The following is a 20,069-nucleotide window of genomic DNA, read 5'->3' as shown; positions in this document are numbered from 1 at the left end:
GACAAATATCGAATGAAGCATATAAGAAATTTTTGCATTATTGCACACATCGACCATGGTAAAAGTACTTTGGCAGATAGATTATTAGATTATACTGGAGCTGTAACAGAGCGTGAAAAGCAAGATCAGTTACTAGATAGTATGGATTTAGAGCGTGAGAGAGGAATCACAATTAAAAGTCATGCGATTCAGATGGAGTTTAATTATAAAGGAGAAGAATATATCTTAAACTTAATTGACACTCCAGGACACGTAGATTTTTCTTATGAAGTTTCTAGATCGATTGCTGCCTGTGAAGGAGCTTTACTTATTGTAGATGCTGCTCAAAGTATTCAAGCACAGACGATTTCTAATTTATACCTTGCTTTAGAAAATGATTTAGAAATTATTCCGGTTTTAAATAAAGTAGATTTACCAAGTGCAAATCCTGAAGAAGTTACGGATGATATCGTAGATTTATTAGGATGCGACCCAGAAGATGTAATTCCAGCAAGTGGAAAAACAGGTTTTGGAGTGGATAAAATATTAGAAGCAATTATTGAAAGAGTTCCAGCTCCAGAAGGAGATCCGGAAGCTCCACTTCAAGCATTGATTTTTGATTCTGTTTATAACCAATTTAGAGGAGTTGAAACTTACTTTAGAGTTATCAATGGAGAAATCAAAAAAGGACAACGTATCAAGTTCATGGCAACAGGAAATGAATATTTCGCTGATGAAATTGGAACGTTAAAATTAGAACAAGAGCCAAAGAAAACAATTAAAACTGGAGATGTAGGTTACCTTATTACAGGAATTAAAGCTGCAAGTGAAGTAAAAGTAGGAGATACGATTACAGATGCAAAAGAATCTACACCAAATGCAATTGAAGGATTTGAGGACGTAAAACCGATGGTATTTGCCGGAATTTATCCTGTAGATACAGAAGATTATGAAGAACTTCGTAATTCGATGGAGAAATTACAATTAAATGATGCTTCTTTAGTTTTTGCACCAGAAAGTTCAGCTGCATTAGGATTTGGTTTCCGTTGTGGATTCTTAGGAATGCTTCATATGGAAATTATCCAAGAACGTTTAGAACGTGAGTTTGATATGACTGTAATTACTACAGTTCCCAACGTATCTTACCATGCATTTACGAAGAAAAATCCAGATGAAGTTATTATTGTAAACAATCCATCAGATTTACCAGAACCTTCAAAATTAGATAGAGTAGAAGAACCATTTATCAAAGCAAGTATCATTACACAAGCGGATTTCGTAGGACAAGTAATGAGTCTTTGTATTGAGAAAAGAGGAATTATCGTAAATCAAACGTATTTAACTCCACAAAGAGTTGAGTTGACTTTTGATATGCCTCTTGCAGAGATTGTATTTGATTTTTATGATCGATTAAAAACAGTTTCTAAAGGATATGCGTCTTTCGATTATCACCCAATTGGAATGAGAGCTTCGAAACTTGTAAAAGTTGATATTTTATTAAATGGAGATTCTGTAGATGCACTTTCTGCTTTATTACACGCAGATAATGCTTATACAATTGGAAAGAAAATGTGTGAGAAATTAAAAGAATTAATTCCTCGTCAACAATTTGATATTCCAATTCAGGCTGCAATTGGAGCGAAGATTATCTCTCGTGAAACTGTAAAAGCATTACGTAAAGATGTAACAGCAAAATGTTATGGAGGAGATATTTCTCGTAAACGTAAGCTTTTAGAAAAGCAAAAGAAAGGAAAGAAAAGAATGCGTCAGGTTGGAAACGTAGAAATTCCACAACAAGCATTTATGGCAGTATTGAAATTAAACGATTAATTAGATATAAAAAAAGCTTCGAGACTCTCGAAGCTTTTTTGTTTTATATATGTTTTACTTTTTATAAAGCAACATTTACTCCTAAACCAAAAACTTCTTTTGATTGAATTCTTGAAGAAGCATTGTCATCAGCGATGATTTGTAAGTTTACATTTGTAGAAAGATATTTATTTATCTTCATTACTACATTTAATTCATAATTTAAAATAACATTTTTAGGCTCATCTAAATAATCTGTATAAAGAACTAAATTATTTTCAGCAGTAATGTTTTCCATAATTGTAAACTTGTAATAAAAGTTTGCATTGAAACCCAGTTGATAGAAGATATTTTCACCTTCTTCTACGCCAAAACTTCCAGATTGCTCGTCATCTACAACAGTTAAGCGAGAAGTAGCAGGAGATAAGTTTAAATATAAATTATCTGATTTCTTCCAAAGCATACCAGGACCAAAACTAAAATAACCAGGAGAAAGGAAATTTGAAATCTCAACTCTTGGATCTGCATTATAATCTTCATATCCAACAGTAAATTGTGTTTTTGCATTTGCAAAGAAAGAATAGCTCCAATTTCCACCAGCTTTATAACCTAAAACCGAATTAATTTCAATTTTATCATCTGTTTTCTTTGTTGCTTCATCTGCATTTTTAGAAACTCCATAAGCAGCATTCACTCTTGTACTCCAAGTCCATTTTTCTTTCGTGTAATTGAAATTGTAATTTAACATTACATTTCCACCAAAGTTATTATCTCCACCAGCAACCCAATTTGAATAAGAAGATTGATTTAAAAGAAAACTAAAGTTTCCTGAATTGTTCCAGTTAGAAGGAATAGAATCTTTTTCCGTTTGTGCATTTAAGACCATACCTGTAACCAGAAATAAAATTAAAAGTAATTTTTTTCTCATAGTGTGTTTGATTTTTATAATTATTATTTGATTATGATTAAAAGTAGTTAAAGCAAAAGCTTCATCAAGTTCATTTATTTGATGAAGCTTTTATTTATTTTTTCTTTTTGTATAATGGTACTGTTGAACAAGCTTCACCGAACATGATAGACTTGGCAACAGGTTGAAGTTTTTCAATTAAATGAACATAAACATTTTCTGGAATTGGTTTAGAAGCACAACCTTTTATGATTACAGGTTTTCCTTCAAATGTAGAATAATCCAGATTATTTATGATTTCCTGAAAAATAGCATTTTCTAAATCTTGTTTATTTCCTTTCATCACTTTTTTAGCAAAAGGAGTAACTTTCGTGGCAACCAACATATAAGCCCATGTTGGAATAATAGCATCTTCAGAACAAAAAATAGAAACAAAAGCATCTTGATATTGTTCCCAGTTATGTTCTTCTAAATATGCTCTAAAATCTTTTTCTTTTAAAATTATTCCTTCAAAAAGCCAATTTTTGATATCAATTTCCATTCTTGGATTTGTAGGGAAATAATCTTCAAGATAAATAGTAACTAAAGGACTTTTAGCAACTCTATTTACGATTTCTTCTGCCATTTTTTATAGAAAACCTAATTCTAACTTTGCTTCTTCACTCATCATATCTTGTGTCCAAGTTGGATCAAAAGTAATTTCTACTTCACAATTATGAACTTCTGCAATTGTTTTTACTTTTTCTTCTACTTCCACAGGAAGTGTTTCTGCAACAGGACAGTTTGGAGAAGTTAAAGTCATTAATATTTTTACATCATTATCTTCGCTTACCATTACGTCGTAGATTAATCCTAACTCATAGATATCTACAGGAATTTCTGGATCGTATATTGTTTTTAAAACAGCAACGATTTTATCTCCCATTTCTTGAATTTCTGCTTCTTTCATTTTCCTTTAATTTAAAAATTAAGCTTTCGTTTGTAATGCAATTGCATACAACTTGATTTGTTTAATCATAGATACCAATCCATTTGCTCTCGTTGGAGAAAGATGTTCTTTCAGTCCAATTTCATCAATAAATTTAGTATCTGCTTCTAAAATAGCTTTAGGTTCTTGATTGCTAAACACTTGTAATAATAAAGCAATAATTCCTTTAGTAAGAATAGCATCACTATCAGCAGTATATTTCACAACTCCATCTTCTAATTCAGAATATAACCAAACTTGCGATTGGCAACCTTTGATTAAATTTTCGTCTACTTTATATTGTTCATCAATTATTGGTAGAGATTTTCCTAAGTCGATAAGATACTCATAACGTTCCATCCAATCTTCAAACATTGAAAACTCATCAATAATTTCTTCTTGTATTTCTTTGATAGTCATTTTTTAAACTTATTTTTGCAAAGTTAAATACATTCAACTATTTAACCATAATTAAAGTTCAGGAATTTTTAGCATACTTTCAAAAAGTATCTTTAACTTCTTGTAAGTAATTAATTTAATGAAGAATAAGACTATGAGTAAATTACTTATTGTGGGGACTGTGGCTTTTGATGCAATCAAGACTCCTTTCGGTGAAACAGATAAAATATTAGGTGGTGCAGGTACGTATATCGGATTATCTGCTTCAAATTTTGGAATTGATTCAGGAATTGTTTCTGTAGTTGGAGGTGATTTCCCTGAAGAATATTTGAAAATGTTAAATGATAAAAATGTAAATACAGATGCAATTGAAATCGTAAAAGAAGGAAAAACTTTCTTTTGGAGTGGTGAATATCACAACGATTTAAATTCTCGTACTACATTAGCAACAGAATTAAATGTTCTTGCAGATTTTAATCCAAAAGTAAGTGACGAATTCAAAAATGCTGAATTTGTAATGTTAGGAAACTTACATCCATTAGTACAATCTTCTGTTTTAGATCAAATGGAAGAAAGACCAAAATTAGTGGTTTTAGATACGATGAACTTCTGGATGGATAATACATTAGAAGATTTATTAAATGTAATCAAAAGAGTAGATGTTATTACAATTAATGACGAAGAAGCAAGACAATTAACTGGAGAATATTCTTTAGTGAAAGCTGCACAGAAAATCTACGAAATGGGACCAAAATATGTGGTAATCAAAAAAGGAGAGCACGGAGCTTTATTATTCCATGAAAAAGATGTTTTCTTTGCACCAGCTTTACCTTTAGAAGAAGTATTTGATCCAACAGGAGCAGGAGATACTTTTGCAGGAGGATTTATCGGATATTTAGCAAAAACAGAAGATATTTCTTTTGAAAATATGAAGAGAGCTGTAATTGCTGGTTCTAATTTAGCTTCTTTCTGTGTTGAGAAATTTGGAACAGAAAGAATGGAAAATTTAGCTGCTGACGAAGTTCAAAATAGATTAGTTCAATTTAAAGAACTAACACAATTTGAAATCGAATTAAACAAATAAATGGTTCTATAAATTTATAATATGAAAATCCGTATCGTTTTGATACGGATTTTTTTATTTTTACAACGAAATAAAAACACAACAACACACACAACTAAAACCTATTTCGAAAAATGAGTGATGCTTTAAAACATGAATGTGGAATTGCAATGGTTCGTTTATTAAAACCATTAGAATACTATAAAGAAAAATATGGTACTGCATTTTATGGGGTAAACAGAATGTATTTGTTAATGGAAAAACAGCATAATCGTGGTCAAGATGGAGCTGGATTAGCAAGTATTAAGTTTAATGTAGAGCCTGGAACTAGATTTATTAGTAGAAAGCGTTCGAACAAATCACAACCTATTCAAGATATTTTTACGCAAATAAACGATAGAATTAATACGATTTTTAAAGAAAACCCAGATAAAGTAAATGATGTAAAATGGCAAGAAGAAAATATGCCTTACATCGGAAATTTATTTTTAGGACATGTTCGTTATGGAACTTTTGGAAGAAATAGTATTGAGAGTGTTCATCCATTTTTACGTCAAAGTAATTGGAAGCATAAGAACTTAATCGTTGCAGGAAATTTCAATATGACAAATTCGAAGCAATTAATGCAAGAATTAGTGGAATTGGGACAACATCCAAAAGAAAGTACAGATACAGTTACGATCATGGAGAAAATCGGTCATTTCTTAGATGATGAAGCTGCGCAATTATATCAAGAATGTAAAGAAGAAGGATTGTCAAAAAAAGATGCTTCACCAAAAATTGAAGCAGAAATGGACATTCAAAGAATTCTTCATAGAGCGTCAAGAAACTGGGATGGAGGTTATGCAATGGCAGGACTTTTAGGTCATGGAGATGCTTTTGTTTTAAGAGATCCAGCAGGAATTCGCCCAGCTTTTTATTATCAAGATGATGAGGTAATTGTAGTTGCTTCTGAAAGACCAGTAATTCAAACCGTTTTTAATGTTCCTTTAGAATCTGTAAAAGAAATTGAAAGAGGACATGCTTTAATCATTAAGAAAGATGGAGATTGTTCTATGAAACCAATTAAAGAGCAGTTACCAAAAAAATCTTGTTCGTTTGAGCGAATTTATTTCTCAAGAGGAAGTGATGCTTCAATTTATGAAGAAAGAAAGAATTTAGGTAAATATGTTTTTCCACAAGTTTTAGAACAGATAAATCATAATATCACAAATACAGTTTTTTCTTACATTCCAAATACAGCAGAAACGTCTTTTTATGGAATGCGTGAAGCTGCGGAAGAGTTTTTAAATCACCAAAAATTACAAATTCTTTTAGATGGGAAAAGATCTCTTTCTGCTGAAAAAGTAACGGAAATTTTATCAGAAAGACCAAGAGTGGAGAAAATCGCAATTAAAGATGCGAAATTAAGAACTTTTATTTCTGATGATAGTAGTCGAGATGATTTAGTTGCGCATGTTTATGATGTTACTTATGGAGTAGTAAAGAAAGATGATAATTTAGTTATCATTGATGATAGTATTGTTCGTGGAACTACTTTGAAGAAAAGTATTGTAAAAATATTAGATAGATTAAGTCCAAAGCGAATTATTATTGTTTCATCTGCACCACAAATTAGATATCCTGATTGTTATGGAATTGATATGGCTAAATTAGGAGAATTTATTGCATTTAAAGCAGCAATAGAACTTTTAAAAGAAACAAATCAAGAAAATATCATTGAGGAAGTTTATAAGAAATCTAAAGCACAAAAAGGAAAGCCAGATGCTGAAATTGTAAATTATGTAAAAGAAATTTACGCACCATTTACAGATCAGCAGATTTCAGATAAAATCGCTCAAATGTTAAAAACAGATGGAATAAATGCTAATATTTCAGTAGTTTTCCAAACAGTTGAAAATTTACATAGAGCTTGTCCAGAACATACAGGAGATTGGTATTTCACAGGAGATTATCCAACACATGGAGGACATCGAGTGGTAAATGATGCATTTATCAATTATTATGAAGGAAATAATGAAAGAGCTTATTAATTAAGCATAAATAAATTATAATTTAAAAGCTATTTCATTTGTTTGGAATAGCTTTTATTATTTAAAGAGATAAAGTTTTAATAAAATAAAAAGTTACAAAGACTTCTCTATCTTTGTAAAAATTAATCGAAGAACATGGAAGCTAAAACACCAAAAGAATCACTAACAGTATTAACAGATTTGGTTTTACCAAGCGAAACAAATCCTTTGAATAATTTATTCGGAGGTGAAATTCTAGCAAGGATGGATAGAGCATGTAGTATTGCAGCTAGAAGACATTCGAGAAGAATTGTTGTCACAGCTTCAGTGAATCATGTAGCGTTTAATAAAGCAGTTCCTGTTGGAAGTGTTGTTAGTGTGGAAGCAAAAGTATCTAGAGCGTTTAAATCGTCTATGGAAGTTTATGTAGACGTTTGGAGCGAGGATAGAGAGAGTGGAGAAAAGACAAAGGTAAATGAAGGAATTTATACTTTTGTTGCTGTAGATATCACAGGAAGTCCAGTGAAGATTCCACCAATTATTCCAGAAACAGAATTAGAAAAAGATAGATTTGATAGTGCTTTAAGAAGAAAACAATTGAGTTTGGTATTATCTAAAAAAATGAAACCAGAAGATGCCACGGAATTAAAGGCATTGTTTATTAAAGAATAAAAAAAAGCTGCATTGTTGCAGCTTTTTTGTTTTAAATATCTTTTAATGCTTTTTTGAAATTTTCCAAGTTTGCAATGTTTAAGAAAAAGTCGATTGCAGCTTTTGCAATTTCTTCTGATTTCTCAACAGGGAATCCAAGTCCAACAGCAATTTTATTTAAAAATGCTCGCTCGTCTTCTGTTACAATACGATCAAGGAAAATCATATGTGTTAAGTTATATAGTCTTTCTAGTCGATCATCTTGGCTAATTGGTGGTTCAATTGGAAAACTTTCAGGATCTTCCATAATTGCTAAATATTCATCATTAGTTAAATCTAATTTCTTAGAAATTCCTTTTAAGATTTCAATTTCACCATCATTCATAGGATGATTTAATTTTGCCAATTTTACAATATTTGCAAAATGTCCTATTTTTCTCTTATGAGAACCGCTTTCATATAAGTTTAAAAATGACATAGTTATTTTTTTAGTTTTAACAAATATAACGAAATATACTTGCTTTTACTAAATTAAGAGCCGTGTAGCGTTTATATTTTTTTCTTAAAAGGAAGGTTTATAAAACAAAAAACTCCAAGTATTTGACTTGGAGTTTTTTAAGTTTATTTAAAAAGTAATTAATCTGCTAAGATGATTACTTTATTGTCTTTCATTTCGATAGTTCCACTGTTGATTTTTACAGTAAGAATCTTCTCATCATCAGCGTGAGGAACTACTTTTGCATGTAATTCATCAAAAACTAAATGTTGTTGAGAATGTACATATATTTTGATTGTCCCAGCACTTAAAAGAGAAACAATCGGTGCGTGATTATTTAACATCTGAAACTCACCGTTTACACCTGGAACAGTAACGCTGTCAACTTCAGATTTAAATAATGTAGCTTCTGGTGATACGATTTCTAAAAACATAATTAGTTTTATTTTGAATTATTAAGCTTCCGCTAACATTTTCTCTCCAGCTTCAATTGCATCTTGAATTGAACCTTTTAAGTTGAACGCAGCCTCAGGGTACTTATCTAATTCTCCATCCATAATCATGTTGAATCCTTTGATAGTATCTTTAATATCTACTAATACTCCTGGGATTCCTGTAAATTGCTCCGCTACGTGGAAAGGTTGAGATAAGAAACGTTGTACACGACGAGCTCTATGTACTACTAATTTATCTTCCTCACTTAATTCCTCCATACCTAAGATAGCAATAATATCTTGTAATTCTTTATAACGTTGTAATAACTCGATTACTCTTTGTGCAGTGTTGTAGTGATCATCACCAATAATTTCTGGAGCTAAGATACGAGAAGTAGAATCTAATGGATCTACCGCTGGGTAAATTCCTAACTCAGCAATTTTACGAGATAATACAGTTTTAGCATCTAAGTGCGCGAACGTAGTTGCTGGTGCTGGATCCGTTAAATCATCCGCAGGTACATATACTGCCTGTACAGATGTAATAGATCCTACTTTAGTAGAAGTAATACGCTCTTGCATAGCTCCCATTTCAGTTGCTAATGTTGGTTGGTATCCTACTGCTGATGGCATACGTCCTAAAAGTGCTGATACCTCAGATCCTGCTTGTGTAAAACGGAAGATGTTATCAACGAAGAATAATACGTCTTTACCTTGTCCAGTTCCAGCTCCATCACGGAAGTATTCTGCAATACTTAATCCTGATAATGCTACACGAGCACGTGCTCCTGGTGGCTCATTCATCTGTCCGAATACGAATGTTAATTTAGAATCTTTTAATTGTTTAGCATCTACTTTTTCTAGATCCCATCCACCTTCTTCCATAGATTTGTTAAACTCTTCTCCGTATTTGATAATACCAGACTCTAACATCTCACGTAAAAGGTCATTTCCTTCACGAGTTCTTTCACCTACACCAGCAAATACAGATAAACCTCCGTGTCCTTTTGCGATGTTGTTAATTAACTCCTGAATTAATACTGTCTTACCTACTCCGGCTCCACCGAATAATCCAATTTTACCTCCTTTTGCATAAGGCTCAATTAAATCGATAACTTTAATTCCTGTAAATAAAACTTCAGTACTTGTTGATAATTCTTCGAATTTTGGTGCAGGGCGGTGAATTGGAAGACCGTTGTCTCCGTCTTTTGGTAAAGCTTTTAATCCATCAATTGGATCACCGTTTACATTAAATAAACGACCAAAGATTTCACTTCCTACTGGTACCTGAATTGGTGTTCCTTTCGCTACAACTTCATATCCTCTACTTAAACCATCTGTAGAATCCATTGCAATACAACGAACTGTATCTTCACCTGTATGTTGTTGTACTTCAAGTACTAAAATTGAACCGTCTTTTCTTGTGATTTCTAAAGAATCATAAATTTTTGGAAGGTCAGTACCTGATGCAAATTCAACATCTATTACTGGACCAATAATTTGTGCAACTTTACCTGTAATTCTAGCCATTGCTTTAACTATTTATTATTAGTTCTTTTATTTTCTGAGAATTGTCTCGCTTAACAGGGTGCAAAGATAGTTTTTTTAGTGAAATAATCTAGTATTCTTCTTTTATTTTTATTTTAAGTAAAAAGGCTCACTTTTAATTGATTAAAGTGAGCCTTGATTAAAGTTAGAGTTTATCTAATAAAATTAAGGGTTTACTGTCCACGAAATAAAGTATTGAGCACCAACTGCTCCAGCACCTGGAGCACTGAAATATTCATGGTTTAAAATATTCGCTCCACCTATTTTGAAAACTGATTTCCATTTCTCTAATGTATAGCTTACTTGTGCGTCAATTGTTGAACGAGCTCTTAACTCAGCATCAGCAAAACTTGATTCCCAATAATAGCTATCATTCCATCTATAATTAATGTTAAATCCGATGTGTGCAAAAACATCTGGGTTTCCAAAAGTAGCTTTAACTTTATGTTCTGGTGTGTTGAAGCTAGCTTCAAAATCAGGATCTGATGCTTGATCGAAATCTAATTTTGAGAATGTATAATTAATTCCTACTTCAAATCCACCATTTAATCTTGTATCTACTCCAAGTGTAGCCCCATAAGAACTAATATCTGCTGAAGAATTTGTATATACTTGGAAAGGTTTAAAATCTGAATTTTGTAAAGCTAAAAGAGAAAGTGTATTATCTCCCACAGTTCCATAATAAGGAACAATTACTGTTTCTGTAGAAATGAAATCTTTATATTCATTATAATATCCAGAAACATCAATGATAAATCTATCAACTTTTCCACGATACCCTAATTCAAATGCTGTCACTTGTTCTGGTTTTACTAATCCAATATTTGCTTTTTGTGGAGCTGGAATTAATCCTTGTGAAAAAGCAGCAACAGAAGAAAGTGTAAAAGAATTTTGATAAGCTTCTCTTCCTCCTAAAGTAACTGTTTCTCCTCCAACAATTGGTTGTCCTTGCGGACTTACTAATAAAGGTGAAGAAGTATATCTATCTAAATTATCTTGAGCTGAACCTACTAAAATAGCGTTTCCTAAATCTAAACCAATATATTGATCTTGTGTTGTTGGATTTCTAAATCCTGTTTGTACAGAACCTCTAATATTATGATTTTTTTCTTCTCCAATTGAATAAACTAAAGATACTCTTGGAGAGAAATTTCCATCAAAATTTTGTGATTTATCATATCTAACAGAACCTGTAAATTTGAATTTATCTTGTGCAAATTTCTTTTGAACTTGAGCATAAGCACCATATTCATTATAATTAATTGCTCCGTCATAATCTGTAAAGATTGTTCCATCTGAATTTAGAGAATATTGTCTGAAAGATCCTCCAACTTGGAATTCTGCAAATTTGATAAGCTCTCTAAAGTTATAATTAACATCTGAATGATAGATTTTTGATTTATCAATAAATCTAGCTCCAGTTTGTAAATTTCCATCTTTTTTAATCGCATCAAAAGCACTGTTAAATTCTGCTGTTCCCGGTAAATAAGCACCTTGTTGTGCAATTCCTCTTGCTAATTGATGTGCTTGCTCTTGAGTAGCTCCACCTAATATAGATTGAATATATGCTCCTGCATATTCTTGGAACCAAACTTGGTCAGCTTTCCAAGCTCTATTTACATTAATACCAGCAAAACGAGAATCATAAGAATCTCCAGCATCTTCAGCTGTTAAATAAGCTCTCACAAAAAAGTTCTTATTATGCACTTCTAGTTTATGTTGTTGCATAGAGAAATTTTGTAAGAAATATCTATTTGCTCCTTGGTAAATTGTATTTCCTGTTCCGAATTTACCATTATATATAATTTCTAAATCATCTCCGTTTGGACGATAATTTAAAGATAAATCAGCTTTAAAACTTCTAGCATCATAATTAGCTAAATCAACTTCATCATATCCAGTTCTTGAAACTTGTGCAGCTCCTAAAGTTCCTTCAGGAGTTCCTGCGATTTCATCAAAATTTAAAAAGATTGAAACCTCATCTCCATAAACGTTTAATCCATCATAAGCAGGATCTGTTTGTCTTGTTGCTCCAGGCATATTATAATCTCTATAATCTGTTGCCCACCATTCTTCTCCACTTAAGAAAGAAGCAGTGAATTTTACAGCAAATTTATCACTAAAAGCATGTGCAATACGGAAACCTGCATCAACGAAAGCATTACTTCCTGCAGCTTTTTGTGAAGTTAATCCTGTTTTTGCATAAGCACTGATTCCTTGGAAATCAAAAGGATTTTTACTTGTCATGAATAAAATACCATTAAAAGCATTTGCTCCATATAAAGCAGATGATGCTCCAGGTAATAATTCCACTGTATGAACATCTAATTCTGACATTCCTAATAAGTTCCCTAAAGTAAAGTTTAATGCTGGAGAAGAATTATCAATTCCGTCTACTAACTGTACAAAACGTGTATTTGCAAAAGTTGCAAATCCTCTTGTGTTTACAGATTTAAAAGTTAAACTATTTGTATTGATATCTACTCCTTTTAAGTTTTCTAATGCATCGTAGAATGTAGGTGAAGAAGAACTCTGAATTTTTTTGATATCAAATCTCTCTACAGTTACAGGAGATTCGAATACTCTTTCTGGAGTTCTTGAAGCAGAAACTACAATTTCATCTAAAGCAGTTGCTGATTCGTTTAAAGTTACATTGAATGTTTGATTATTTTGAGTTACTTCTAGTTTTTTTGTTTGGAATCCTACACTCGAAACTTCTAAACTAAAAGGTAAAGGTAAGTCGACTTCTAATGAAAATTTACCATCAAAATCAGTTGTGGTTCCAATTGGCTCTCCGACGACTTTAATGGTCGCCCCTGGCAAAGGCTCATTGACACTTCCATCTGTAACGGAACCTGAAACTATTATTTGAGCAATAGTAACATTTGCAAATAATAAAAAGATAATTAAAGGTATTATTTTTCTCATAATGTTTAAGTATGAATTAACAAGTATGTAAAATACAATTTTTATCCATATTAACAATTTAATTATTAAATATTTGTAAAAATTAACATTACATAAAAAGCCCCATATTTACTATGAGGCTTCAGGGTTTATATAAAACTTTTGTTTTCTGTGATCAACTACAATTTAGAATTATTGTTAAAAATTATCCAACAATGTTAATAATTTTTCCAGGTACAATAATTACCTTTTTAGGTTCTCTTCCTTGTAATTGTGCTTGCGTTTTTTCATGTGCCATTACCACTTTTTCGATTTCGTCTTTTGACATATCTAATGGTAATTCTAATTTGAAACGCATTTTTCCGTTGAAAGAAACAGGATATTCTTTTGAACTTTCTACTAAATGACTTGGCTCAAAAATTGGGAAATCTGCCGTAGAAACGGATTCTTTATGTCCTAATTTACTCCATAATTCTTCTGCGATATGTGGCGCATAAGGAGAAATAAGAATTACCAATCCTTCTAAGATTTCTCTTTTGTTACATTTTAATTTTTGTAATTCGTTTACAGCAATCATAAAAGTACTTACAGAAGTATTGAAAGAGAAATTCTCGATATCTTCATCTACTTTCTTAATTGTTTGGTGTAAAACTTTTAATTCTTCTTTTGTTGGCGCTGCATCTGAAACTGTAAATTCATTATTGTTATGGAATAATCTCCAAAGTTTCTTTAAGAAAGAATGAACTCCAGAAATTCCAGCAGTATTCCATGGTTTCGATTGCTCTAATGGTCCAAGGAACATTTCGAATAAACGTAAACTATCTGCTCCGTATTCTTCACAGATATCATCTGGGTTTACAACATTAAACCATCTTTTTGACATTTTTTCTACTTCACGACCAACAATGTATTTTCCATCTTCTAAAATGAATTCTGCATTCTTATATTGTGGTTGCCATTCTCTAATTTTCTCTACATCTAATTCGTCAGAAGTGTTGATTAATTTTACATCAACTCTTAATTCTTCTACTTTTTGATCTTTTACTAAGTTTTTAGAAACAAAAGTATTTGTTCCAGATAATCTGTAAACAATTGCTGAAGTTCCTAAAATCATCCCTTGATTAATCAACTTCTTCGCAAATTCATCTACAGGAAGTAATCCTAAATCAAAAAGGAATTTTTGCCAAAAACGAGCATATAATAAATGTCCTGTTGCATGCTCAGAACCTCCAATATATAAATCAACTTCTTTCCAGTAATCTACAGCTTCTTTGCTTACAAACTCATTTTCGTTGTTTGCATCCATATATCTGTTGAAATACCAAGAAGAACCTGCCCAACCTGGCATTGTGTTCAATTCTAATGGGAAAATAGTTTCATCATCGATTTTTGAATTTTCAACAACTTCATTATTTACAGTATCCCAAGCCCAAACAGTTGCATTTCCTAATGGTGGTTTTCCATCTTCGGTTGGTAAATATTTCTCTACCTCTGGAAGTCTAACTGGTAAATGTTCCGAAGCAATCATTTGTGGCATTCCATCTTTGTAATAAACTGGGAATGGTTCCCCCCAATAACGTTGACGAGAGAAAACAGCATCACGTAAACGGTAATTGATTTTTCCTTCTCCAATTCCTTTTTGTTCTAAATGATAAATTACTTGCTTTGTAGCTTTCTTTACATTTAATCCATCTAAGAAATCAGAGTTTGTAATTTTCGCATCTTTTTCTGCATAAGCAGCTTCTGAGATATCAATTCCATCAAAAATATTTTTGATTTCAATTCCAAAATGATTTGCGAAATCCCAATCACGTTGATCTCCACAAGGAACCGCCATTACAGCACCTGTTCCGTAGCTAGCTAATACATAATCACCAATCCAGATTTGAATTTTCTCTCCTGTAAATGGGTGAATAGCATATGCTCCTGTGAATTCTCCAGAAATTGTTTTTACATCTGCTTGACGCTCACGTTCGCTACGTTTTGCAGTTGCTTCGATATAAGCTTCTACAGCTTCTTTCCTATCTTCCGTTACAATTTTTGAAACTAATTCGTGCTCTGGAGCAAGTGTCATAAAAGTAACACCGAAAATAGTATCAGGACGAGTCGTAAATACTTCAATCATATCTTCCGAGTTTTCTACTTGGAATTTTACAGAAGCACCTTGCGAACGACCAATCCAGTTTGTTTGTGAATCTTTTAATGGTTGTGGCCAATCAATAGTTCCTAATCCATCTAAAAGTCTTTGTGCATAAGCTGTAATTCGCATGCTCCATTGCATCATTTTTTTACGAACTACAGGATGTCCACCTCTCTCAGAAACTCCGTTTACAATTTCATCATTTGCTAAAACTGTTCCTAAAGCAGGACACCAGTTTACTTCTGTTTCTGAAAGGTAAGTTAATCTATATTTTGCTAAAATTGCTTCTTTCTCTTTGTTAGAAAATGCATTCCATTCTTCTGCTGTAAAAGTTGTAATATCTTCATCACAAACAGCTTTTACATTTGCATTTCCATCTTTTTCAAATGTTGCAACTAAAGTATCGATTGTTTCTGCTTTATCAGATTCTTTGTTGTACCAAGCATTGAATAATTGCGTGAAAATCCATTGTGTCCATTTATAATATTCTGGATTTGATGTACGAACTTCACGAGTCCAATCGAAAGAAAAACCAATTTTATCTAATTGTTTTCTATATGTTGCAATATTTGTTTCTGTTGTAATTGCAGGATGTTGTCCTGTTTGGATTGCATATTGTTCTGCTGGTAAACCAAAAGAATCATATCCTTGTGGGTGCAATACGTTGAAACCTTTATGACGTTTATAACGTGCATAAATATCTGATGCAATATAACCTAATGGATGACCAACATGTAATCCTGCTCCAGAAGGGTAAGGAAACATATCGAGTACGTAATATTTTGGTTTTTCAGAGTTGTTGTCTGCTTTGAAGGTTTGCTTCTCCGCCCAATATTTTTGCCATTTGGCTTCGATTTCATTAAAATTATATTCCATCTCTAATCTTATATTTTGCTTAAAAGATTGTTTTTCTTATTTCTGAAGTCATTTGATTTCCTATTTAAAAACTCAAATTTCTTCAATGCTTGCAAATTTAAGCAATCCTTTGAGAATAGAAAGTTTGGCGTTTGAAAGTTTTTTATTGAATTAGAATATTAAAGAAAATATATATTAAACATGTAAACTTTATACTGGCGCACTTTTGTAAAGTGTGCCTATTGTTTTTGATATTTGTGAGGTCACGAGTTACAAACTCGCGCCAGATGATAATTACTTAATGCTATATCTATTTAAAAGTCCATTTTGAAAAAAAATAAAAAAAATCACATTTTTTTTTCGAAAGTGTAACAAGTAGATTTTTTTTTAATCAAAGGGGTATAAACATTAAAAAAATAAATAGTAGCATTATGTCAAAGTCAATTAGAATTATCGTTTTATTTTCTGTTCTTTTAAATACATTATCGAGCTTCGGATTTTATGAAAAAGATTCTTTATCAAACTCAAATATGTCAAAACCTTTTACAGTAGAAATTAAAGGAGAAGGAAAACCAGTTTTTTTTCTACCAGGATTTGCAACACCAGGAGAAGTTTGGGAAGAAACTGTGGAGAATTTAAACTTAAAAAGAAAATCGTACTTATTTACTTATGCAGGCTTTAATGGAACTGCGCCAATTGAAATGCCTTGGTATGTTACTATTAAAAATGCATTAATACAATATATAAAAAACAACAAAATGTCAGATGTGATTATCATCGGACATAGTATGGGAGGAAGTTTAGCGATGGATATTGCAGCAGAATTACCAAACGAAATTTCTACAATTGTTTTAGCTGAATCTTTACCATGTATTCGTGAGATAATGATGCCGAATATTCCAGCAGAAAATTTGGTTTATGATAGTCCATATAATAAACAAATGTTGAATATGAGTGCGCAACAATTTCAATATACTGCTACGATGATGGCTTCTAACATGACTTTAAAAGAAGATAAAAAAGAAGTTTTGAAAAATTGGATTTTAAAGGCAGATAGAAAAACTTGGGTTTATGGTTATACAGACATTTTAAAATTAGATCAGAGAGATATTTTACACAAAATAAAAAGTAAGACTTTAATTCTTGGAGCTTCTTTTCCTAATGTAGAAATTGTGCAAAAAAATTATGAAAGTCAGTATAAGAATCTTTCTAACAAAACAATCAAAATGGCTTCGAATAGTAAACACTTTTTAATGTTTGATCAGGCAGAATGGTTTTATAAAACTTTAAATACTTTTTTCGAAGATGCCAAATAATAAGAATACATTGTTTGAAAATATTCATAAGCAATTTAGTCCGATGGTTTTACAAATGTGTTTAGGGTTTGTAAAAGGAGATAAAGATATTGCGAATGATTTGTCACAAGAGGTTTTTATCAGTATTTGGAGCAATTTGGAAAAATTCAAAGGAGAATCTTCTTATAAAACATGGATTTATAGAATTACGGTAAATACTTGTTTACAATTTGTGAAAAAAAATAAAAAGGAAAAAGAGTTGTTAAGTTCGAGTGTAGAAAATCAGCCTGCTTTGGTGGATTCTGGAAAAGAAGAAAAGCAAGATAATTCTAGACTTTATAGAGCAATTGGGCAATTGAAAGAAATAGATCGATTAATAATTATGATGGTTTTAGAAAATCAAGATTATGAAAATATTTCTGAAGTGATTGGGATAAACGCTATTAATGTGCGTGTGAAAATTCATAGAATAAAAAAGAGATTGGAAACCATTTTAAAAAACGACAAAAATGATTAGTGAATTCGAAAAAATACAAAACAATTGGAATCAAAATAAGGAAGAAATCGAATTTCCTGTTTTAAATTTTGATGCGTTGAAAGAGAAAATAAAGAAAAAAGAAAAGGAAAATTTCTTATTCTATTATAGTACGATTATGATTTTGTTTATCACTTTGGTTGTTATCTCTTCGTTCTTTTATTTTGTTGCTCCGGTAAAAGAAATAATTAGTAGAATTGGTGTTGGTTTGATGCTTGGAGGTTTGCTTTTCAGAATTGTTATTGAAATCATCAGTATTTATAAAGCAAAAAGAATAAATACAATCGAAAGTACTTTGCAAGCAGCGGAAAATTCTTTGAGTTTCTATAAGTTTCGACAATTAATTCATCGTGTGATTGCTCCAATAGTAGTTTTTCTTTATACAATTGGTTTCTTTATGATTTCGCCAGAATTTAGTAAATATTTAGGTTTTTGGAATGTCGTTTTTATTGATGTTTTTTATGTGGTGATTGGAATTATTCTTTTTTTCGTGATTCGAAAAGGAATTCAAAAAGAGGTTCAGAAATTGAAAGATATTTTAAAACTAAAACAGGAGATTGTTGAATAAGAAAATGCTTTTTAAAAGTATTTTCTTATTTGAAATTTAATTTGAAACGTTCAAATTAAGTCCATTTAATATTTACAGAGCAACGTTGAAAATCATCTTTCGGAAAATTCACAATTTCATAATTAAACTTTGGATTAATTTCTTCAACTTGTTGTAAAACTAAATCAATATCATGCGCATAAAGACCTTTTACTTCTTTCAATCTTTCTTTATTAAAATATTTTCTATCATTTACATAAATTGAAAAACCAAGATTTGTTAAATCACTTAATTTTTTAAAGATATGCGCATCTAATTTTTCTTTTTCTTCTTGAAAAGTACCTAGTGTTCCAAGACAAAAGCCCCAATCAAATTTATTCGGATTCAAATCTATTTCCAGAAAATCGCCATTGAAAAGTTCAACTTGTGTATCATTTTTAAAATTTTCAATAGATAAATTATAGAAATAATCAAAAATTTCTACACCTGTATAAAAACCATTATAGTTTCGGTTTTTTCTGAGAAAATATAGAAAGTTACCTGTTCCTGCACCGACATCAATAATTGATTTTATTTGTTTCCATGGAATTATTTCAGCTCTAGTAGAACATTCATAAACAATATTTGCAAATTCTTCATCTGGCCATCCAAATCCGTTAGGATATCTTTTCACATATTTAGAATAAATTTGCTCGATGATAGATTTTTTTGCTTTCATGATACAATATTTTAAGAAGTATCAATCTAACAAATAAGTATTTTTTTTACTGTTAATCTTTCTATATCTTTTTCTTAAAGTTATTTAGTAATAAAACGACTTGTTTTCAAAACTTCTTTTTATTGTAGTTTGAAAAGAGGTTCTGAAATTAAAGTAAGAGATTGTTGAGTGAAAATTTATTTAAAACTAAAAGTTGAATAATTAACTTTAAATTGAAAATACTTATAATTTAATGATTGTAAAAATAATGAATTGGCATGTATTTTGGTTTTAATTCAAAAAAACAATAGAATATTTTTACATGAAAAAACTTTTACTTTTAATTACAGCAATAACACTTTTATCATGTTCGAAAGATGATGATAGTACGGGATTTAATACAGAAATTTATACAAAAGAAAAATTAGAAATTCTACATGGAGGAAGTACAAAAAAATGGGTTTTAGAAAATTATTATAGTTCATATCCAAATATAAGTAAAAAAGAAGATTGTTATGTGGATGATATATATGAATTTACAAATATAGAAGATGAAGAAGATGAAAATAAATTTATTGTAAATGTTATTGCTGGAGATATTAGTTGCTCTCCACATTTTCCTACAGAAGTAGCAACAGCTTCTATCAGTTTATATGAAGAATCAGGAACAGTTTATCTTTCCACAGGAAGAGGGTATGAAAAAGAAGATATTGTGAAAGTTACTTTCTTTTCTTTGCCTTTAGTAGAGTTGACAGAAGACAGAATTATTTTCAGTAGTGGAGAAAATTTAAATAATGAAAAAGTTTTAATATTTAGACCACTTTAAAA

At 31.0% G+C, this 20,069-nt stretch carries 18 protein-coding genes; 8 read left to right on the top strand and 10 right to left on the bottom strand.

Features of this window, described 5'->3' with window-relative positions:
• The first annotated feature begins 12 nt into the window (after positions 1 to 12).
• Positions 13 to 1,809: a translation elongation factor 4 gene (gene lepA, locus I1A51_RS03815; protein WP_196891267.1), complete on the top strand. Its 1,797-nt coding sequence runs from the start codon at positions 13 to 15 to the stop codon at positions 1,807 to 1,809.
• A 61-nt stretch (positions 1,810 to 1,870) separates the two neighbouring features.
• On the opposite strand, the gene I1A51_RS03810 is transcribed toward lepA, so the two are convergent.
• The 4 genes from I1A51_RS03810 to I1A51_RS03795 all read right to left on the bottom strand — a co-directional run bounded on the left by I1A51_RS03810 (position 1,871) and on the right by I1A51_RS03795 (position 4,082).
• Positions 1,871 to 2,716, bottom strand: a complete 846-nt coding sequence (locus I1A51_RS03810; RefSeq protein WP_196891266.1) for a DUF3078 domain-containing protein — start codon at positions 2,714 to 2,716, stop codon at positions 1,871 to 1,873.
• A gap of 94 nt (positions 2,717 to 2,810) precedes the next feature.
• Positions 2,811 to 3,320 carry a DUF2480 family protein gene (locus tag I1A51_RS03805; protein ID WP_196891265.1) on the bottom strand — a complete coding sequence of 170 codons (510 nt, stop codon included), beginning with the start codon at positions 3,318 to 3,320 and terminating at the stop codon, positions 2,811 to 2,813.
• Positions 3,321 to 3,323: 3 nt separating this feature from the next.
• Positions 3,324 to 3,644: an SUF system Fe-S cluster assembly protein gene (locus tag I1A51_RS03800; protein ID WP_196891263.1), complete on the bottom strand. Its 321-nt coding sequence runs from the start codon at positions 3,642 to 3,644 to the stop codon at positions 3,324 to 3,326.
• 18 nt (positions 3,645 to 3,662) lie between these two features.
• Entirely contained in the window at positions 3,663 to 4,082 is a 420-nt protein-coding gene (locus I1A51_RS03795; RefSeq protein WP_196891261.1) for a SufE family protein, read from the bottom strand.
• A 133-nt stretch (positions 4,083 to 4,215) separates the two neighbouring features.
• On the opposite strand from I1A51_RS03795, the gene I1A51_RS03790 reads away from it, so the two are divergent.
• The 3 genes from I1A51_RS03790 to I1A51_RS03780 all read left to right on the top strand — a co-directional run bounded on the left by I1A51_RS03790 (position 4,216) and on the right by I1A51_RS03780 (position 7,808).
• Positions 4,216 to 5,145 carry a PfkB family carbohydrate kinase gene (locus I1A51_RS03790; protein WP_196891260.1) on the top strand — a complete coding sequence of 310 codons (930 nt, stop codon included), beginning with the start codon at positions 4,216 to 4,218 and terminating at the stop codon, positions 5,143 to 5,145.
• A gap of 113 nt (positions 5,146 to 5,258) precedes the next feature.
• Positions 5,259 to 7,157: an amidophosphoribosyltransferase gene (locus I1A51_RS03785; RefSeq protein WP_196891258.1), complete on the top strand. Its 1,899-nt coding sequence runs from the start codon at positions 5,259 to 5,261 to the stop codon at positions 7,155 to 7,157.
• 135 nt (positions 7,158 to 7,292) lie between these two features.
• A complete protein-coding gene (locus tag I1A51_RS03780) occupies positions 7,293 to 7,808 on the top strand; it encodes an acyl-CoA thioesterase (protein ID WP_196891257.1) in 516 nt (171 codons plus the stop codon).
• Positions 7,809 to 7,839: 31 nt separating this feature from the next.
• Here I1A51_RS03780 and I1A51_RS03775 read toward each other — a convergent pair whose 3' ends face one another.
• The 5 genes from I1A51_RS03775 to leuS all read right to left on the bottom strand — a co-directional run bounded on the left by I1A51_RS03775 (position 7,840) and on the right by leuS (position 16,188).
• Positions 7,840 to 8,265 (bottom strand): TerB family tellurite resistance protein, encoded by a 426-nt coding sequence (locus I1A51_RS03775; RefSeq protein ID WP_196891255.1) that lies wholly within the window; start codon positions 8,263 to 8,265, stop codon positions 7,840 to 7,842.
• 158 nt (positions 8,266 to 8,423) lie between these two features.
• The gene (locus tag I1A51_RS03770) at positions 8,424 to 8,717 is read right to left on the bottom strand and encodes a FoF1 ATP synthase subunit delta/epsilon (RefSeq protein WP_196891254.1); all 294 of its coding nucleotides are present in this window, start codon (positions 8,715 to 8,717) and stop codon (positions 8,424 to 8,426) included.
• Positions 8,718 to 8,738: 21 nt separating this feature from the next.
• Entirely contained in the window at positions 8,739 to 10,247 is a 1,509-nt protein-coding gene (gene atpD / locus I1A51_RS03765) for a F0F1 ATP synthase subunit beta (RefSeq protein ID WP_196891252.1), read from the bottom strand.
• A 183-nt stretch (positions 10,248 to 10,430) separates the two neighbouring features.
• Positions 10,431 to 13,193: a TonB-dependent receptor gene (locus tag I1A51_RS03760; RefSeq protein ID WP_196891250.1), complete on the bottom strand. Its 2,763-nt coding sequence runs from the start codon at positions 13,191 to 13,193 to the stop codon at positions 10,431 to 10,433.
• A gap of 184 nt (positions 13,194 to 13,377) precedes the next feature.
• Entirely contained in the window at positions 13,378 to 16,188 is a 2,811-nt protein-coding gene (gene leuS, locus I1A51_RS03755) for a leucine--tRNA ligase (protein WP_196891248.1), read from the bottom strand.
• Between the two features lie 410 nt (positions 16,189 to 16,598).
• Between leuS and I1A51_RS03750 the strand changes: the two genes are divergently transcribed.
• From I1A51_RS03750 to I1A51_RS03740, 3 genes are read left to right on the top strand one after another with little or no spacing between them, the layout of a single operon-like run.
• Positions 16,599 to 17,483, top strand: a complete 885-nt coding sequence (locus I1A51_RS03750; RefSeq protein ID WP_196891247.1) for an alpha/beta fold hydrolase — start codon at positions 16,599 to 16,601, stop codon at positions 17,481 to 17,483.
• The gene (locus tag I1A51_RS03745) at positions 17,473 to 17,979 is read left to right on the top strand and encodes an RNA polymerase sigma factor (RefSeq protein WP_196891245.1); all 507 of its coding nucleotides are present in this window, start codon (positions 17,473 to 17,475) and stop codon (positions 17,977 to 17,979) included. Before I1A51_RS03750 ends, I1A51_RS03745 begins: the two co-directional genes overlap by 11 nt.
• The gene (locus tag I1A51_RS03740) at positions 17,972 to 18,565 is read left to right on the top strand and encodes a hypothetical protein (RefSeq protein ID WP_196891243.1); all 594 of its coding nucleotides are present in this window, start codon (positions 17,972 to 17,974) and stop codon (positions 18,563 to 18,565) included. The genes I1A51_RS03745 and I1A51_RS03740 overlap by 8 nt, the downstream gene beginning before the upstream one ends.
• A 55-nt stretch (positions 18,566 to 18,620) precedes the next feature.
• On the opposite strand, the gene I1A51_RS03735 is transcribed toward I1A51_RS03740, so the two are convergent.
• Entirely contained in the window at positions 18,621 to 19,262 is a 642-nt protein-coding gene (locus tag I1A51_RS03735) for a class I SAM-dependent methyltransferase (RefSeq protein ID WP_196891241.1), read from the bottom strand.
• A gap of 301 nt (positions 19,263 to 19,563) precedes the next feature.
• Here I1A51_RS03735 and I1A51_RS03730 point away from each other — a divergent pair, with 301 nt between their 5' ends.
• Entirely contained in the window at positions 19,564 to 20,067 is a 504-nt protein-coding gene (locus tag I1A51_RS03730) for a hypothetical protein (RefSeq protein WP_196891240.1), read from the top strand.
• The last annotated feature ends 2 nt before the right edge of the window (positions 20,068 to 20,069 follow it).

The organism is Aureivirga marina (assembly GCF_015767265.1).
In the GTDB taxonomy this organism is placed as follows: Bacteria; Bacteroidota; Bacteroidia; order Flavobacteriales; family Flavobacteriaceae; genus Aureivirga; species Aureivirga marina.
The sequence above is the reverse complement of the archived record's forward strand: the minus strand, read 5'-3'. Positions and strand labels throughout refer to the sequence as shown.

Coding starts and splice junctions, on each gene's coding strand:
- I1A51_RS03810 (WP_196891266.1), bottom strand. CDS start 2,716: ATGAGAAAAAAATTACTTTTAATTTTATTTCTGGTTACAGGTATGGTC.
- I1A51_RS03805 (WP_196891265.1), bottom strand. CDS start 3,320: ATGGCAGAAGAAATCGTAAATAGAGTTGCTAAAAGTCCTTTAGTTACT.
- I1A51_RS03735 (WP_196891241.1), bottom strand. CDS start 19,262: ATGAAAGCAAAAAAATCTATCATCGAGCAAATTTATTCTAAATATGTG.
- I1A51_RS03795 (WP_196891261.1), bottom strand. CDS start 4,082: ATGACTATCAAAGAAATACAAGAAGAAATTATTGATGAGTTTTCAATG.
- lepA (WP_196891267.1), top strand. CDS start 13: ATGAAGCATATAAGAAATTTTTGCATTATTGCACACATCGACCATGGT.
- I1A51_RS03785 (WP_196891258.1), top strand. CDS start 5,259: ATGAGTGATGCTTTAAAACATGAATGTGGAATTGCAATGGTTCGTTTA.
- I1A51_RS03775 (WP_196891255.1), bottom strand. CDS start 8,265: ATGTCATTTTTAAACTTATATGAAAGCGGTTCTCATAAGAGAAAAATA.
- leuS (WP_196891248.1), bottom strand. CDS start 16,188: ATGGAATATAATTTTAATGAAATCGAAGCCAAATGGCAAAAATATTGG.
- I1A51_RS03750 (WP_196891247.1), top strand. CDS start 16,599: ATGTCAAAGTCAATTAGAATTATCGTTTTATTTTCTGTTCTTTTAAAT.
- atpD (WP_196891252.1), bottom strand. CDS start 10,247: ATGGCTAGAATTACAGGTAAAGTTGCACAAATTATTGGTCCAGTAATA.
- I1A51_RS03745 (WP_196891245.1), top strand. CDS start 17,473: ATGCCAAATAATAAGAATACATTGTTTGAAAATATTCATAAGCAATTT.
- I1A51_RS03760 (WP_196891250.1), bottom strand. CDS start 13,193: ATGAGAAAAATAATACCTTTAATTATCTTTTTATTATTTGCAAATGTT.
- I1A51_RS03730 (WP_196891240.1), top strand. CDS start 19,564: ATGAAAAAACTTTTACTTTTAATTACAGCAATAACACTTTTATCATGT.
- I1A51_RS03740 (WP_196891243.1), top strand. CDS start 17,972: ATGATTAGTGAATTCGAAAAAATACAAAACAATTGGAATCAAAATAAG.
- I1A51_RS03800 (WP_196891263.1), bottom strand. CDS start 3,644: ATGAAAGAAGCAGAAATTCAAGAAATGGGAGATAAAATCGTTGCTGTT.
- I1A51_RS03780 (WP_196891257.1), top strand. CDS start 7,293: ATGGAAGCTAAAACACCAAAAGAATCACTAACAGTATTAACAGATTTG.
- I1A51_RS03770 (WP_196891254.1), bottom strand. CDS start 8,717: ATGTTTTTAGAAATCGTATCACCAGAAGCTACATTATTTAAATCTGAA.
- I1A51_RS03790 (WP_196891260.1), top strand. CDS start 4,216: ATGAGTAAATTACTTATTGTGGGGACTGTGGCTTTTGATGCAATCAAG.